General features: G+C 68.3%; 13 protein-coding genes and 1 tRNA gene. 4 read left to right on the plus strand and 10 right to left on the minus strand.

Going from position 1 to position 15,782, the window contains the following annotated elements:
* Positions 1-2: 2 nt before the first annotated feature.
* From ABIC25_RS03865 to ABIC25_RS03890, 6 genes are all read right to left on the minus strand, one after another.
* Positions 3-1,238 (minus strand): alpha-hydroxy acid oxidase, encoded by a 1,236-nt coding sequence (locus ABIC25_RS03865; RefSeq protein WP_238422679.1) that lies wholly within the window; start codon positions 1,236-1,238, stop codon positions 3-5.
* Positions 1,239-1,258: 20 nt separating this feature from the next.
* Positions 1,259-2,746 (minus strand): rhamnulokinase, encoded by a 1,488-nt coding sequence (locus ABIC25_RS03870; protein WP_354560044.1) that lies wholly within the window; start codon positions 2,744-2,746, stop codon positions 1,259-1,261.
* Positions 2,743-4,779: a bifunctional aldolase/short-chain dehydrogenase gene (locus ABIC25_RS03875; RefSeq protein ID WP_354560046.1), complete on the minus strand. Its 2,037-nt coding sequence runs from the start codon at positions 4,777-4,779 to the stop codon at positions 2,743-2,745. The genes ABIC25_RS03870 and ABIC25_RS03875 overlap by 4 nt, the downstream gene beginning before the upstream one ends.
* A gap of 69 nt (positions 4,780-4,848) precedes the next feature.
* On the minus strand, positions 4,849-6,009 hold the full coding sequence (gene rhaI, locus ABIC25_RS03880; RefSeq protein WP_354560047.1) for an L-rhamnose isomerase: 1,161 nt from the start codon (positions 6,007-6,009) through the stop codon (positions 4,849-4,851).
* A gap of 112 nt (positions 6,010-6,121) precedes the next feature.
* On the minus strand, positions 6,122-7,495 hold the full coding sequence (locus ABIC25_RS03885) for an MFS transporter (RefSeq protein WP_101819172.1): 1,374 nt from the start codon (positions 7,493-7,495) through the stop codon (positions 6,122-6,124).
* Between the two features lie 114 nt (positions 7,496-7,609).
* A complete protein-coding gene (locus ABIC25_RS03890; RefSeq protein WP_354560049.1) occupies positions 7,610-7,972 on the minus strand; it encodes an L-rhamnose mutarotase in 363 nt (120 codons plus the stop codon).
* Between the two features lie 246 nt (positions 7,973-8,218).
* Between ABIC25_RS03890 and ABIC25_RS03895 the strand changes: the two genes are divergently transcribed.
* Positions 8,219-9,076 carry an SDR family NAD(P)-dependent oxidoreductase gene (locus tag ABIC25_RS03895; RefSeq protein ID WP_354560051.1) on the plus strand — a complete coding sequence of 286 codons (858 nt, stop codon included), beginning with the start codon at positions 8,219-8,221 and terminating at the stop codon, positions 9,074-9,076.
* On the opposite strand, the gene ABIC25_RS03900 is transcribed toward ABIC25_RS03895, so the two are convergent.
* From ABIC25_RS03900 to ABIC25_RS03915, 4 genes are all read right to left on the minus strand, one after another.
* Positions 9,073-9,291 carry a hypothetical protein gene (locus ABIC25_RS03900; protein ID WP_064569269.1) on the minus strand — a complete coding sequence of 73 codons (219 nt, stop codon included), beginning with the start codon at positions 9,289-9,291 and terminating at the stop codon, positions 9,073-9,075. The two genes, ABIC25_RS03895 and ABIC25_RS03900, sit on opposite strands and share 4 nt — an antisense overlap.
* A gap of 107 nt (positions 9,292-9,398) precedes the next feature.
* A complete protein-coding gene (locus ABIC25_RS03905; RefSeq protein ID WP_354560053.1) occupies positions 9,399-9,962 on the minus strand; it encodes an SMI1/KNR4 family protein in 564 nt (187 codons plus the stop codon).
* Positions 9,963-9,967: 5 nt separating this feature from the next.
* Complete coding sequence (locus ABIC25_RS03910) at positions 9,968-10,861, minus strand: DNA/RNA non-specific endonuclease (RefSeq protein WP_354560054.1); 894 nt, start codon at positions 10,859-10,861, stop codon at positions 9,968-9,970.
* Positions 10,862-11,091: 230 nt separating this feature from the next.
* Positions 11,092-11,165: transfer RNA gene (locus ABIC25_RS03915), tRNA-Leu, on the minus strand.
* A 193-nt stretch (positions 11,166-11,358) separates the two neighbouring features.
* Between ABIC25_RS03915 and ABIC25_RS03920 the strand changes: the two genes are divergently transcribed.
* From ABIC25_RS03920 to ABIC25_RS03930, 3 genes are read left to right on the plus strand one after another with little or no spacing between them, the layout of a single operon-like run.
* Positions 11,359-12,597, plus strand: a complete 1,239-nt coding sequence (locus ABIC25_RS03920) for an oxygenase MpaB family protein (protein ID WP_354560056.1) — start codon at positions 11,359-11,361, stop codon at positions 12,595-12,597.
* A gap of 53 nt (positions 12,598-12,650) precedes the next feature.
* Positions 12,651-14,924, plus strand: coding sequence for an MMPL family transporter (locus tag ABIC25_RS03925; RefSeq protein ID WP_354560057.1), 2,274 nt, complete (start codon positions 12,651-12,653; stop codon positions 14,922-14,924).
* 55 nt (positions 14,925-14,979) lie between these two features.
* Positions 14,980-15,666, plus strand: a complete 687-nt coding sequence (locus ABIC25_RS03930) for a TetR/AcrR family transcriptional regulator (protein WP_239400625.1) — start codon at positions 14,980-14,982, stop codon at positions 15,664-15,666.
* Positions 15,667-15,782: the final 116 nt, after the last annotated feature.

Genomic DNA, 15,782 nt, shown 5'->3' on the forward strand with positions numbered 1-15,782 from the left:
CGTCAGGAACGTGCCCGGGGCACCAGACGCTCGAGCTGGGTCACATGCGCGGGGGTCAGCTCCTCCAGGGATGCGACCCCGAGCAGGCGCATGGTGCGCGCGATCTGCTCGCCCAGGATCTCGATCATCCGGTCGACTCCGGCCTCGCCTCCGGCCATGAGGCCGTACAGGTAGGCGCGTCCGACGAGCGTGAACCGGGCGCCGAGTGCGACCGATGCCACGATGTCGGCGCCGCTCATGATGCCGGTGTCCAGCATGACCTCGGTGTCCGCCCCGACCTCCCGGGCGACGTCGGGCAGGAGGTGGAACGGGATGGGTGCCCGATCCAGCTGTCGGCCACCGTGATTCGACAGGACGATGCCATCGGCGCCGAGTCCGGTGACGGCCTTGGCGTCGTCGACGGTCTGGATGCCCTTGACCACCAGCTTGCCCGGCCACTGCGACTTGATCCAGGCCAGGTCGTCGAAGGTGACGGTCGGGTCGAACATGGTGTCCAGCAGCTCGGCCACGGTGCCCGACCATCGGTCGAGGGACGCGAAGGCGAGGGGTTCGGTGGTCAGGAAGTCGATCCACCACTGCGGCCGCGGGATCGCGTTGACCACCGTCTTGGCGGTGAGGGCGGGCGGGATCGACATGCCGTTGCGCTTGTCACGCAGGCGTGCCCCGGCGACCGGGACGTCGACCGTCACGAGAAGCGTGTCGTAACCGGCCTTCGCGGCGCGGTCGACCAGGGCCATCGACCGCTCGCGGTCCTTCCACATGTACAGCTGGAACCAATTGCGCCCGTGCGGGTTCGCGTCCTTGACGTCTTCGATCGACGCGGTGCCCATCGTCGACAGCGAGAACGGGATGCCTGCGCGTCCGGCGGCACGCGCACCCGCGTACTCGCCCTCGGTCTGCATCATCCGGGTGAACCCGGTCGGCGCGATGCCGAACGGCAGTTCCGAGCGTCCGCCCAGGATGGTCGACGAGGTGTCGACCTTCGAGACGTCGCGCAGGATCGCCGGATGGAACTCGATGTCGGAGAACGCCTGACGAGCACGTTCGATGGACAGCTCCGCCTCGGCGGACCCGTCGGTGTAGTCGAAGGCCGCCTTGGGGGTGCGCCGCTTGGCGATCTTGCGGAGATCCTCGATGGTGAGCGCGGCGTCGAGGCGACGCTTCTTGGCATCGAACTGCGGCTTCTTGAACTGCATCAGCGGCGCGAGGTCGCGCGGCTTGGGTACGCGGCGCTTCATAGCGGAACCGGTGTCCATGGTCATGCCTTTCCGGCCCCGACCGCGGCGCGCGTACGCGTGCCGCGACTGCGTCGGGGTGCATAGTGTTGCGGCGGGAACCTGTCGGCGACGATAGTCCGCATCGCCTCGAGATCGCCATCGATCAATTCATGGGCGCGTGCCGTGAGGAGGACGTTGCCGAGTGCGGTCGCCTCCACGGGCCCGGCCTGGACGGGCAGTCCCAGGCGGTCGGCGGTGAGTTGGCACAGCAACCGATTCTGCGACCCGCCGCCGACGAGGTGCACCGTCTCCACCGGGATCCCCGACAGCGCGGCGGCCTTCTCGACGCCGTCGGCGAATGCGGATGCGAGACTCTCGACGATCGCGCGCACCATCTCGGCGCGCGTCATCGGCGGTCGCATGCCGCGCTCGTCGTACCACCCGCGGATGCGTGCCGGCATGTCACCCGGCGGGAGGAAGCGCGCGTCGTCGGTGTCGAAGACATCGACGGTCGGCGTCACCTCCGCGGCCTGGGCCAGCAGCTCGCCGAGGTCGGCCCGGTAGCCCTCGCGCTGGTACTGACGCACCGTCTCGCTGAGCAGCCATAGTCCCATCACGTTGTGCAGGTAGCGGATTCGGCCGTCGGCGCCGACCTCGTTGGTGAAGTTGGCCTTCCATCCGTCGCGGGACAGGACCGGTTCAGTCAGTTCCACACCGACGAGACCCCACGTGCCGCAGGAGATGTAGGCCGCCCGCGCGGGGTCCATCGGGATCGCCGCCACGGCCGAGGCCGTGTCGTGCGAGGCGACGGCGGTGACGCGGGTGGACGACGACAGGCCGAGTCGCTCGGCGACCTCGGCGAGGAGTGGTCCCTGGTCGGACCCGGTCTCGACGATCTCGGGGAAGAGTCCGACGGGCAGCCCGAGGCGTTCCATCATCGCGGTGTCCCACTGGCCGTTGACGGCGAGCAGGCCGGTGGTCGAGGCATTGGTCCGCTCGGTGCCCCGCCTGCCGGTCAGCCAGTAGGTGATCAGGTCGGGGATCAGCAGGGCGTTGTCGGCCTGATCGAGCAGACCGTCGGCCTTCTCCGCGGCCAGCTGGTACACCGTGGTGAACGGCAGGAACTGCAGGCCGTTGCGCAGATACAGGTCCACCGGCCCGAGTTCGGCGTGTACGGCGTCGACGCCCGCCGCCGTGCGGTCGTCCCGGTAGTGGTGCGGCAGACCCAGCATCCGGCCGTCGCGGAGCAACGCGTAGTCCACCGCCCACGAGTCGACGCCGATGCCGACGAGGTCGTCGGACTGCCGGGCAGCCTCGGCCAGGCCCGCCGAGGCCGCCCGGAACAGGCCGGGTACGTCCCAGTGCAGTGCCGACCGTCGACCGTTCCACACGTGCACGGGATCGTTGGCGAACCGGGCGACCTGTTCGAGCTCGAGTCGTCCCTGCGACACGTCGGCGAGCATCACCCGGCCGCTGGTCGCGCCCAGGTCGATGGCGGCGACCTGGGCGGACCGAGTGGAGCGACTCATCGCAGGAACGCGGCGGCGACGCCGGCGTCCACCGGGACGTGCAGACCGGTGGTGTGCGAGAAGTCCGAGGTGCACAGGGCGAACGCGGCGTTGGCGATGTTCTCCGGCAGCACCTCGCGCTTGAGCAGGGTCCGCTGGGCGTAGAACTTGCCCAGGTCCTTCTCCTCGACGCCGTAGACCGCGGCGCGCTTGGCGCCCCAGCCGCCGGCGAAGATCCCCGAACCGCGCACCACACCATCGGGATTGATGCCGTTGACCTTGACCCCGTGCTCGCCGAGTTCGGCCGCGAGCAACCGGACCTGATGGGCCTGGTCGGCCTTGGTGGCGGAGTAGGCGATGTTGTTGGGGCCGGCGAAGACCGAGTTCTTGGACGAGATGTAGAGGATGTCGCCGCCCAGCTTCTGGTCGATCAGGGCCCGCGCCGCTGCCTTGCTGACGAGGAACGAGCCGCGGGCCATCACGTTGTGCTGCAGGTCCCAGTCGGCAGCGGTGGTGTCCAGCAAGGACTTCGACAGCGACAGGCCGGCATTGTTGACCACGAGGTCGATGCCGCCGAAGGCGAGCACGGTCGCGTCGACCGCCGCCTGCACGGCTGCCTCGTCGGTGACGTCGGCAGCCACGCCGATGGCGACGTCGGTCGAACCGATCTCCTCGGCGGCGGCGCGTGCCTTCTCGGCGTCGAGGTCGGCGATCACGACGCACGCACCTTCGGCGGCGAGGCGGGCCGCGATGGCCTTGCCGATGCCCGACGCCGCGCCGGTGACCAGTGCGATGCGGGTGGCGAGCGGCTTGGGCTTCGGCATCCGCGCGAGCTTGGCCTCCTCGAGCAGCCAGTACTCGATCCGGAACTTCTCCGATTCGTCGATCGGTGCGTAGGTGGAGATGGCCTCGGCACCCCGCATCACGTTGATCGCGTTCAGGTAGAACTCGCCGGCGACGCGTGCGGTCTGCTTGTCCTTGCCGAAGCTGAACATGCCGACGCCCGGGACGAGCACGATGGCCGGGTCCGCGCCGCGCATCGCCGGGCTGTCCGCGGTCGCGTGGCGGTCGTAGTAGGCGCGGTAGTCCTGGCGATAGGCCTCGTGCAGGGCGGACAGGCGTTCCTTGCACTCGTCGACCGATGCCGACGCCGGGAGGTCGAGGACGAGCGGCTTGACCTTGGTGCGCAGGAAGTGGTCCGGGCAGCTGGTTCCGAGAGCGGCCAGTCGCGGGTGCTCCTGTGCGGCAAGGAAGTCGAGAACCGGTTCGACGTCGGTGAAGTGGCCGACCTGGGGCTTGTCCATCGAGGCGAGACCGCGGATGAACGGCGCGAGGGCCGCGGCCTTGGCACGACGTTCGGCGGCCGGGAGTGCGCCGTACCCGTCCAGCGGTGCGCCGAACGGCTGCGAGCGGCCGTTGGCGGCGATGTACTTCTCGGCGGTGTCGATGATCTCGAGCGAGTGGGCTTCGGCCTCGTCGGACGTGTCACCCCAGGCGGTGATCCCGTGTCCGCCCAGGATGCAGCCGATCGCCTGCGGGTTGTTCTTCTTGATCTCGGAGATGTCCAGACCGAGCTGGAAGCCCGGGCGGCGCCAGGGCACCCACACGACGCGGTCGCCGAAGATCTTCTGGGTCAGCACCTCTCCGTCGGCGGAGGTCGCGATCGCGATGCCCGAGTCGGGGTGGAGATGATCGACGTGCGCGGCGTCGACGAGGCCGTGCATGGCGGTGTCGATGGACGGCGCCGCCCCGCCCTTGCCGTGCAGGCAGTAGTCGAAGGCGGCGACCATCTCGTCTTCGCGGTCGAGGCCGGGGTAGACATCGACGAGCGCGCGCATGCGGTCGAGACGAAGAACGGCGAGGCCCTTCTCGGTCAGGGTGCCCAGGTCGCCGCCGGAACCCTTGACCCACAGCAGTTCGACGTCCTCGCCGGTGACGGGGTCGGTGTCGGTGCCCTTCGCGGAGGTGTTGCCGCCGGCGTAGTTGGTGTTCTTCGGATCGGAGCCGAGCCGGTTGGAGCGCGCGATGAGCGCGGCGACTGCGGGATTGGTCATGGCGAGAGATCTCCTGAAGATCGGGAAAGCGGGCAGTTCGAGAAAGCAGGGAGCAGGTGTGAGGAGCGCTCAGGCGCCCCAGGACGACTGGGTGCCACCGACGCGTTCGGCGACGATGCGCTCGCGGTGGCCGGAGCCGGCGTAGGCGGCCATCGGGTCGGCGGGGAGTCCGCGCCGGGTACGACGCTCGGCCAACATCGGACGCACGTCGGTGTAGAAGGCGTCCATCAGGATTCCGTTCGCGCCCAACACGTCTCCGGATTCCTGCGCCGCGGTCAACGCGTCGGTGTCGACGAGCAGCGCGCGGGCGGTCATCTCCTCGACGTTGAGCACCGAACGGATCTGCCCGGGGATCTTCTCCTCGACGTTGTGGCACTGGTCGAGCATCAGGGCGACCGGGGACCCGGCGTCGAGGCCGCCGCCGCGGATGACCTCGAAGAGGATGCGGAACAGCTGGAACGGGTCGGCCGCACCGACGATCAGGTCGTCGTCGGCGTAGAAACGCGAGTTGAAGTCGAACGACCCGAGCTTTCCGAGGCGCAGCAGCTGGGCGACGATGAACTCGATGTTGGTGCCCGGCGCGTGATGGCCGGTGTCGAGGCAGACCATCGCCCGCTCACCGAGAGCGGTCACGTGGGCGTAGGAGGTCCCCCAGTCGGGGACGTCGGTGACGTATGTCGCCGGCTCGAAGAACTTGTACTCCAACACGAGTCGCTGGTCATCGCCGATGTGCTGGTAGATGGTCGCCAGCGATTCGGCGAGACGATCCTGGCGTCCGCGGATGTCTCCCTGACCCGGGTAGTTGGTGCCGTCGGCGAGCCAGATCTTGAGATCCCGCGAACCGGTCGCGTTCATCACGTCGATGCACGCGATGTGGTGGTCGATGGCCTTCTGGCGCACGGTCTTGTCGGTGTGGGTCAGGCTGCCGAACTTGTAGTCGTCGTCCTGGAAGGTGTTGGAGTTGACCGTCCCGAGATCGACGCCGAGATCCTGCGCATATGCGGCGAGCGCGCGGTAGTCGTCGACGGTGTCCCAGGGGATGTGCAGGGCGACCGTCGGGGCGAGTCCGGTCAGCTGGTTGACGGTGGCCGCGTCGGCGATCTTCTCGTGGATGGTGCGGGGGGTGCCCGGGGTGCCGAACACCTTGAACCGGGTGCCGGAGTTGCCGAACGCCCAGGAGGGGAGCTCGATCTCGAGATTGTCGAGGATCGTCTCGTCAAAGGTGGTCATCAGTGTTCTTTCGGTTGGGTTTCCCCGCCGCCGGCGTCGGGGAACAGCCGGCGGCGGGGAAGTCGATGGACTGATACGTTTCAACCGAGCGGGACGGCCCGGTCGAGACGACTCAGACGGCGGTCTTGCTGGTGGACTCTGCGGTGGGTGCGTCGCCCACGACCGGGCTGTTCGTCGATACCGGGTGCTCGATGAGTTCCGGCGACAGCGGTGCGCCGTAGCGCTCGACCTCGATCTCCTGCAGGGTCTTGCCCTGGGTGTCCGGAGCCGCGATGGCGCCGATGATCAGAGCGATCGTGAGCAGTGCGACCAGCAGGATGCCGACCGTCGTGAGCCCGGTGGCCGCGAGCATCGTGGGGAAGAAGTAGCTCAGGAGACCCGTTGCGGTGCGGACGGCGAAGAACATGACGCCCTGGGCGCTCGCACGGTAGGGCGTCGCGAACATCTCGCTGGCCCAGAGGCTGTAGAACGCCTGCGCGCCGATACCCGAGGAGATGCCCCACAGGACCGCGAAGACGAGCATCGTGGCGACACCGCTGTCGGTGAACGCAACCAGCACTATCCAGGCGACGATGCCCAAGGCGGCGCCGAAGACGTACAGCGCGCGCTGCGAGACCCGATCTGCGTATCGCATGAAGCCGAAGTAGGTCGCGAGGACGGTGCAGCCCCAGACGAGCACCTGCAGCAGGTTCTGCTGGACGGCGCTCTCGACGCCCGCCGTCTCGTAGACACGGGGCATGAAGATGCCGGCCTGGCCGGCGACGGTGTTCCAGAACAGGTAGATGCCACCGAGCAGGAGCAGGGCCGTGATGTTGACCTTCTTGGAGAACAGGCCCTTGATGCCGCGGGCGCCGACCGATGCGGTGAGCTCGCGCGTCTCGTTGACCGCCTCGTCGGACCAGATCTTCGACTCCGCGAGTCCCTGGCGAATCCACCAGACGACCGCCGCGACGACGAAGAGGTGCAGGAAGATGATCCGCGAACCGAGGAGGCCCATCGGAGCGAGTGCCGCGGCGAGCGCGAAGCCGATCAGGGGTCCGACGGACCAGGCGAGCTGCGCGGTGCCGACATGCTTGGCGCGTTCGACCGACGGTGCCTCTTCGGCGATGTATGTCCACGAGGCCGGTACGCCCGCGCCGACCGCGAGGCCGGTGATGATGAAGGCGGCGAGCAGCATGGTGAAGTTGAACGCGAAGGCCGCGATCAGTACGCCGACCATGTAGACGAGCAAGTCGTAGGTGTAGATCGCCTTGCGGCCGTAGCGGTCACACAGCGGGCCGCCGATCGCGGCGCCGACTGCGGCACCGAACGCGTTGGCGCTCAGCGCGGCCAGGAGGCCGACCGCGAAGTTGCTGATGCCGAACTCGTCCTGCCAGAAGGTGAGGCTGGTGGCGATCGCGATGATCGAGCCGGCCTCGATGTAGTTCGACATGGCGACCGAGATGGTCGCCCGCCAGCCGGTGGTGGAGCGCGCTCCTACTTTCATGGTGATTCCTTGCGTCGGAGATCAGTACAGAGGGTCGGGATCGGAGAGGTCAAACCGGAGTTCGTTGATGTCGGTGCGCCCGTCGGTACGTGTCGTGTGCTGCGTGGTGCGAGGTCAGTCGAGGTGGAAGTACTCGAGGAGTTCGGTGCGGATCGTGTCGGGGTTCGCGCCCCCGGCGCCGCCGCCCCCATCGCCGCCGCCCACCGCGGGGAGGAAGTACTCGGACATGTGCGCCTGCCAGCGGGTGTTGACGTCGGTCGCCTCCATGGCGGCGCTGGTCGTCGCGAAGTCGTCGGTCTCCAGGTAGCCGACGACCATGCCGTCGTCCTTCCGGAGGAACAGGGAGTAGTTGCGCCAGCCGGTCTCGCGCAGGGCGTCGAGCATCTCCGGCCAGACCTCGGTGTGTGCCTCGAGGTAATCCTCGACGCGTTCCGGGCGGAGGTGGAGCACGAAGCAGACGCGCTGGGGGTCGGACATGGCGGCTCCTGACAGACGACGGACGGGGAAACGCAGATCGTCGGGAGTGCACCGTCTCGGCGAATTAAAACGTTTCAATTTGTGATTGCAGCAACATTAAGAGGGAGCTGTGAGGATGTCAAGGCCCGGTCCGGGCAAAGCGGCGCCGCTCGGGTCGAGATCGGTCATGCTCGTCTGAGCCCGCCCGCGGTGACCGTCGTCATCGCCGGCCGCGGGACACGGACTGCAATCGACAGGGGGGTTGACGTGCTCGGATGTCGGCGGACGAGGGGTGGACCGGACCTCGCGGGCAAGGTGGCGATCGTGACCGGGGGCGGCTCCGGCATCGGGGCTGCGCTCACCCGTGCGCTGGCCGCCGAGGGGGCGCAGGTCATCTGCGCCGACATCGACCTCGCCGCGGCCGAACAGGTGGCGTCGTCGCTGTCCGGCGGGCCGGGCGCGGTTCGGGCCGTGCACCTCGACGTGACGGACCGCGCGGCGGTCCAGCGCGTGGTCGACGACGTCGTCGCGGAGGCGGGACGACTCGACCTCATGTTCAACAACGCCGGGATCACGTGGGGTGGCCCCACCGAGATGCTGACGCCGGACCAGTGGGACGCCATCATCGATGTCAACATCCGCGGCGTCGTCCACGGGGTGGCGGCCGCCTATCCGGTGATGATCGGTCAGCGGTCGGGGCACATCGTCAACACGGCATCCATGGCCGGCCTCGTTGCGGCCGGCCTGATCACCAGTTACGTCATGACCAAGCACGCGGTCGTCGGGATGTCGCTGGCGCTGCGCACCGAGGCGGCCGGGCATGGCGTCAAGGTGACGGCCGTCTGCCCGTCCGCAGTCGAGACACCGATCCTGGACAAGGGCTCGGTCGGCGGATTCGTCGGCCGCTCTTTCTATCTGGCGAGTCAGGGTTCCGCGACGGCCTACGACGCGGATCGGCTGGCGCAGGACACCCTGGCCGCGATCGCCGCGAACCGATCGCTACTCGTCGTACCGCGACGTTCCAGGATCTCGTGGCGCATGCAGAGATTGGCGCCCGGACTCACCAATCGCCTTGCCGCGCACTTCATCGCACGGCAACGTGCGGAGTTGCGCCCGGAGGGCTAACCGCCTGCAGTACTGCTCAGAATCGCGACGATGACACCGGCCACGGTCAGTACGCCGACCACCCACGCCATCGCGACGGCAACGCGTCGTCGACCGAAGCGGGCGGCGTTGATGCCGATGCCGATGCAGACCAGGATCGCGATCGAGTACACGGAGATACCGAGGGTGAGAAGGGCGACCGAGGAGTCGGCGAGGAAGACAACCCGAGTGGACATGCCACCGAGTACAGCACGCCCCTGCCGGGATCGTGGAAACCCGTCCACGCAGTCGCGTGGACGGGCCTCGTGTAGTCGCTCCGGCATGGCGCCTCTCCGGCGCCGCGCTAGGAACCGACGGCCACCTGCTCGAACGTGAGCCGTTCCGGCGCTTCGCGCCCGGCGAAGACCTGCCGGTTCGGGAAGCCCCCCGTCCAGAAGTCGTACAGGTACGAGACCAGCCCGCCGGAGTGGTAGTCGCACACCATCACTCCGTCGGTGATGAGCACCGGCCACTCGTCGGGGTCGTCGCCCGTCCGGTGCCAATAACCCGAGTCGCCGTCGGTGGAACGCCCCCATCCGAAGAAGGAGCCGCCGGCCAGATCGACGGCCGTGTCGGTGCCATCGTCGTGAGCCCAGGTCACGATGCTCAGGTCCTCGAGGAGTGGCTCGAGTTCGGCCACCGCGCGGCGGCCCGCCTCCTCGACCGGCGCGTCGGGCCAGGGGAGTCCGGTCCACACGAGGAAGTCGTCGCAGAAGACTCCGGGCCCGTAGGTGTCGGCCAGCGCCTTGTAATCGGTCGGCAGCCGGAATCCGAGTCGCTGTTCGATGATCGCCCAGTCGACCGTCGCCGGTCGCGCCGCCGGTGGTGGGATCAGCGCGATCAGATCATCGATGGTGTGCTTCGGCATGGTGGTCACCTCACGTTCGGGATGATCTCGAAATGAGCGATACCGCCCCGGACGCCGAATGCGCCGACGGCGATGTCGGTGGGCGGACGGCTGTACCCGTTCCCGTAGATCGGGGTCACACTGTAGTGGACGGCTTCGCCCCTCGCGACGACACGAGCGATGCGATTCTCGAGGACCCGCATGCGGGTGTTGGCCGCATTGCTCAGGGCCACGATGTTCCGGGCGTCGCCGCCGAGACCGCCGAGCCGGTTGGCGAGCAGGTGTCCGCGTTCCAGGCCCGGCCGGTACCCCGGCGGAGTGACGGAGCGCGTACTCGGAGTGCCGGTCCGCAGCATGTTCGGAGTGATGGCGGCGTTCATACCGGTCGCCGCGCGACCCTGCATCCGTGTCAGGTTGACTTCGCCGCCGTCCCGGAATCGGGTGGTCCGCGTGAGGGTCGTCCGGTCGGTGCGGTCGCTCGAGATCTTGTCGTTGTACGGGTAGCGCTGTGGCGCCGGGTAACCCGGCGTCGGATTGGTGACCGACGGCGCCGGGGTGCCCGGCCGCTGCGGCGGTGGGGGAGTGCTCGGCCGGTGTGGACCGCCGGAGCCGGGGCCCATTCCCTGCAGGTGTACGCGGCACCCGTTGGCCCAGGCGACGAGGGCCGCACGTTCGGTGTTCAGTCGATTGGCCTCGGCCTGGTAGGCGGTGGCCTGTAGTTGCTGCTCCGGAATCCGGAACTGTCTCGGCTTGGAGTTGTGCGCCGCGATGCGAGCGTTCAGTGACCGGGCCTCGGCATTTCCCTGCGCGATGTCGCGGTCACTGCACCCGGTCGGTACGGCATTCGCCGCATGGACCGGCGTGACAAGTGCGACGACGAGAAAGAGGGCGATCATCGCCCCACGCATCAATATCTTCATCTGTTCCCCCGACGGGTCGTCCTGAGTGGTCTCGATGGGCCGCAACGGACTCGGAAGGTCCCGAGAGTCGTTCGGTACCACCGGCAGTCATGTAACCGTGGGGATCGGAGCGGTGTCCACGCACGTATTCGGCTGAACGGCCATGCGTTTGATCGACGCGGATCGGGTCGACGAACGTGGACGGGCGCCGGAAACGGCGACTCGAGACAGCGAAAACGCCCGGCCGTGAGTGCCCCCAGTCGGACTCGAACCGACACTGTGCCGATTTTAAGTCGGCTGCCTCTGCCAATTGGGCTATGGGGGCGCAGGGTCCGCGCGACGACGGTGCCCCTGGTGAGCATAGTCAGCCGGCGCCGTGGCGGCTGCCCTGTGGTCCGGCGTCGCCACCGCCAGACCTCAACTCGACCGCCAGACTTCGATCGACGTCTGCCGGTCGAGTCGAAGTCTGGGAGTCGAAGCATCCTTGACCGGCCTCGAAGCCGGGGCCATCATGAGGCATGGACGCGGCAGCAGTGACCGGGGCACGCAATTGGGAAGCCGTCCGAGAACGGCATCCCGCCATCGTCGAGCGTCTCGAGGCGGGTCTGATACAGGGCGACCCGCTTGCCGACGCGGTGATCGCCGAGGCGAGGGAGCGGGGCATCTCGTTCTCCACCCTGGTCACGCTGCTGGAAGAGCGCGACGCCGACACGGCGTCCGATCCCGACCATCTCGAGATGCCGAGCTCGATGGTGCATCTGCTGCAGGTCGCGAGCACCCCACCGCCGTGGTTCGATGCCGCCTGGGCCGAGGCCGGCGCCCGCGCGTGGTGGCGCTTCGGGACCCTGCAGTCGTCGACGTTGTACCAGTCGCTGATCTACGGGTTCAAGGCCCAGGGTTTCGTCCGTCCGCTCGTCGCCACGGGCCGACTGGGATCGGGGACTCGTGATCGGGTCGAGTCGACGGCGCGCTGGGTCGCCGAGGCGACGGCTCCCGGTTCGATGCTCCCGGGTCGTCCCGGTTGGGTTGCGACACTGCGTATTCGGCTCCTGCACGCCTACATCCGCGACATTCTGCGACACCCACCCGGAGGAGGGGCGTCGGAACAGGACGGCCGGGGCTGGGACGAAGACGAGTGGGGCGCGCCGATCAACCAGACGTACTCGGTGATGACCATCTCGTGCGGCTTCCTCGCCCTACCCCTCGTCGTCGCACGGGATTTCGGCATCCACTACAGCAGCGCCGAGCGGGAGGCGATCACCCATCTCTGGCGCTGGATCGGCTGGGTCATCGGCGTCGATGACGACCTGCTGCCGCCGACGCATGACGCGGCCACTGAGTTGTTCGCTGTGGCAGGAGAATTCGAGCTGCAACCCGACGACTCGGCCAAGGTCCTGATCAAGGCATTGCTCCGCGAGGGCTACGACCTCCCGCGCGTCGTGCACGGTGCCGCCCCCATACCGGTCCCCGGGCTCCTGGTCTCCGCGGTGGATGCACTCACCAGGCCCCTGCTGATGTCGTCGTTCTCGGCCATCAGCACCCGGTGGGTCGAGCGGCCGGTCGCCCGGCGGATGGGTCTGCGCCGGACGCCACTGCATCATCTCGTCGATGTCGCACGCCCCGCCGTCCGGTTGCGGGAGATCGCGCGGGCGACCGGCCTGCTCGGATCGGAGTCGACGGTGATCGAACGCGAACTGCGCACCGTCCGACGCGGACTGGGGATGCCGCAACCGGCAGAAGCGTCCTTGACCGCCTAAATTACTGCTGATAACTTAACGCCGTAAAGTCGACCGACGCGACAGGGGTCCGCATGCTGGTCAGAGCGACACGGCTGGTCATATCCATGCCCAAACGAGTGCTGCTGGGTGCGCTCATCCTGCTGGTGGTGTGCGGGGCGTACGGCGCCACCGCGGCCGAACACCTGCTCGCAGGCGGTTACAGCGACCCGAATTCGGGGTCGGCCCGAGCCGAGAAGGTCCTCGACGAGACGTTCAACCGGGGCGGGGTCCAGGTCGTCCTCAAGCTCGACGGGCCGGATGGCGTCGACATCTCGCGCGACCCGACGGCCCGAGCGGTCGGCGACGACATCGTCGCCGTCCTGAACCGCAACCAGTACGTGCAGGACCAGATCCTGTCGGTGTGGGCCAATCCGGCGCTCGACTCCGCGCTGGTCAGTCGCGACCGGACGTCGACATTGATCATCGCGTCGCTCGACGGGGGCGAGGACTCGGCACCAGCCCACGCCGAGGAGATCGAAGACGCCTTGGCCGGTGTCCGGGACGGGATCACCGTGCAGGTCGGTGGCCAGGGACTCGTCTTCGCGCAGGTCAACGAACAGACCGCCGCGGACCTGCTCATCGCCGAGGCGATCGCGATCCCGATCACGTTCATCGTGTTGATCTTCATCTTCGGCGGGGTGCTCGCCGCGGCTGTCCCCGTCGGCATCGGCATCGTGTCGATCATCCTGACCTTCGCGCTCCTCCGGGTGATCGGATCGGTCACCGACGTTTCCGTGTTCGCCCTGAACCTCACCACCGCACTGGGTCTCGCGCTCGCGATCGACTACACGCTGCTGATCCTCACGCGATACCGGGAAGAGGTCGAGCACGGCCTGAGCCGGCCCGACGCGATCGTCCGGACCCTGGCCACGGCCGGGCGGACCGTCGCCTTCTCCGCGGTGACCGTCGCCCTGTCGCTGAGCGCGCTCGTGCTGTTCCCGCAGTACTTCCTGCGGTCCTTCGCGTTCGCGGGCCTCGGCGTCGTGGTCGTGGCCGCGGTGTCGGCGCTCGTACTGACGCCGGCCGTGCTCATGCTCCTCGGTGATCGCATCGACGCCCTCGACGCCCGGAAGCCACTCCGACGCCTGCTGCGACTGCCGCCGGCTCGGCCCGTCGAACCCGAGGACACCTGGTGGTACCGGCTCGTGCAGTGGGTGCTGCGCCACGCACTGCCGGTCGCCGCGGTCGTGACGGTCTTCCTGCTGGTTCTCGGCGCGCCGTTCCTGTCGATGAAGCTGGGGTTCCCCGACGACCGGGTGTTGCCCGAGTCGGCGAGTGCGCACGCGATCCAGCAGGAGATCCGCGACGACTACGAGGACGATCTGTCCGCAGCGGTCACCGTCGTCGTGCGCGGGCCCGTGGACGACGCGACCCTGGCCGCCTACACCCGCGCCCTGTCGACGGTCGGCGACGTGAACTCCGCAGGGTCGTCGGCCGGCACCTTCGTCCGGGGTGCGCAGGCCGCCCCCGGCAGTCCGGACGACAGCCGCGGCGACGTCCATGTCCTGCAGGTCTCGACCGACCGCGACCCGATGAGCGAGTCGGGGATCGCCCAGCTCGACGAGCTGCGGGCGGTGCCACAGCCGACGGGGACGGAGACCTTGTTCAGCGGGCTCGCCGCCGCCACCGACGACACCGTCGGGTCGATCTACGCGCATCTGCCGTGGGTGCTCGGCCTGATCGCGATCGCGACGTTCGTGCTGCTGTTTCTCTTCACCGGAAGCGTCGTTCTTCCCCTGAAGGCGCTCGTCCTCAACGTCCTGTCGCTGTCGGCGACGTTCGGCGCGATGGTCTGGTTCTTCCAGGAGGGGCACCTCGGCGGACTGGGGACCACCGCCACCGGCACCCTCAGTGCGACCATGCCGGTGCTGCTGTTCTGCGTCGCGTTCGGCTTGTCGATGGACTACGAGGTGTTCCTCCTGGGACGGATTCGCGAGGAGTGGTTGCGATCGGACCGGACCCGCGCGGCCAGCGACCACGCGGTGGCCCTGGGCTTGGCCCGCACCGGGCGGGTCATCACGGCCGCGGCTCTGCTGATGAGCATCGTCTTCGCCGCCATCGCGGCGTCGGAGGTGTCGTTCATGCGGATGTTCGGGGTCGGCCTCACCTTGGCCGTCCTGATGGACGCGACGATCATCCGGATGTTCCTCGTCCCCGCGTTCATGCGTCTGGCCGGGCGGGCGAACTGGTGGGCGCCTGGTCCGCTGAGACGGCTGCACGATCGGATCGGATTGACCGAGGAAGCCCCGGAGGTCGGGCATCCCGCCGAGAAACCGGCGCCCGACACCGCGCCGACGAGGGCCTGACACCGAATACCCCACAGAGGCGGATGAACGGCGGCAGGACAGGTTCAGGAGTGCAGTGACGACACGCAGACGAGCGAGATCACCACGCGGTTCGGGGGAGATCCTCGCCGAGGAGATCATCGAGGCCGCCGGTGAGTTGCTGGTGGAGAACGGCGACGACACCGCGATGTCGATCCGCGCGGTCGCCAACCGTGTGGGGGTCACGCCGCCGTCGATCTATCTGCACTTCGCCGACAAGGAGGCGCTTCTCGACGCGGTGTGCGCCCGGTATTTCGAGCGCCTCGACGACGAGATGGCCGCCGCGTCGGAGGGCATCGACGACGCCTTCGAACGAGCGCTGAACCAGGGGATGGCGTACGTACGATTCGCCGTCGCCACGCCGGTTCTCTATCGCGTGGCGTTCGGCAAACCCACTCCCGAAGGGCATCCGTCGAAGGTCGACGAGGTGCTCGCCGCCAGTGCCTACTCCCGGTTCGTCGCCACGGTGACCGAGCTGGCCGACCTCGACGTGTTCGACCCCGCGGAGATCGCGGACATCGTCCTCGAGTTCTGGGCCGCGGCCCACGGGATCGCCTCGCTGATGCTCGCGAAACCGGGCCTCGCATGGGGCGACGACTTCGCGCGGGCGGAGTCCATGCTGACCGCGATGTTCCTCGGCCGGGCCGCACTCGGGACCGGGGAGGGCTTGGATCAGGCCGCTGTCCGCAGCCGGTTGCGGACGCTGCGCGAAGGCGTGGAGTGACTCCACGACGGGTCTTCGACGACAGAAGAGTCAAGAGTCGGTAAAGTCGACGTCGACTCGGTCGTTCCGCGTTCTCGTCAGGGAACTCACAGGAAAGGCCCGACGTTGAGACGGTA

The sequence above is a fragment of the Gordonia sp. PvP123 genome, from assembly GCF_040547295.1.
In the GTDB taxonomy this organism is placed as follows: Bacteria; Actinomycetota; Actinomycetes; order Mycobacteriales; family Mycobacteriaceae; genus Gordonia; species Gordonia terrae.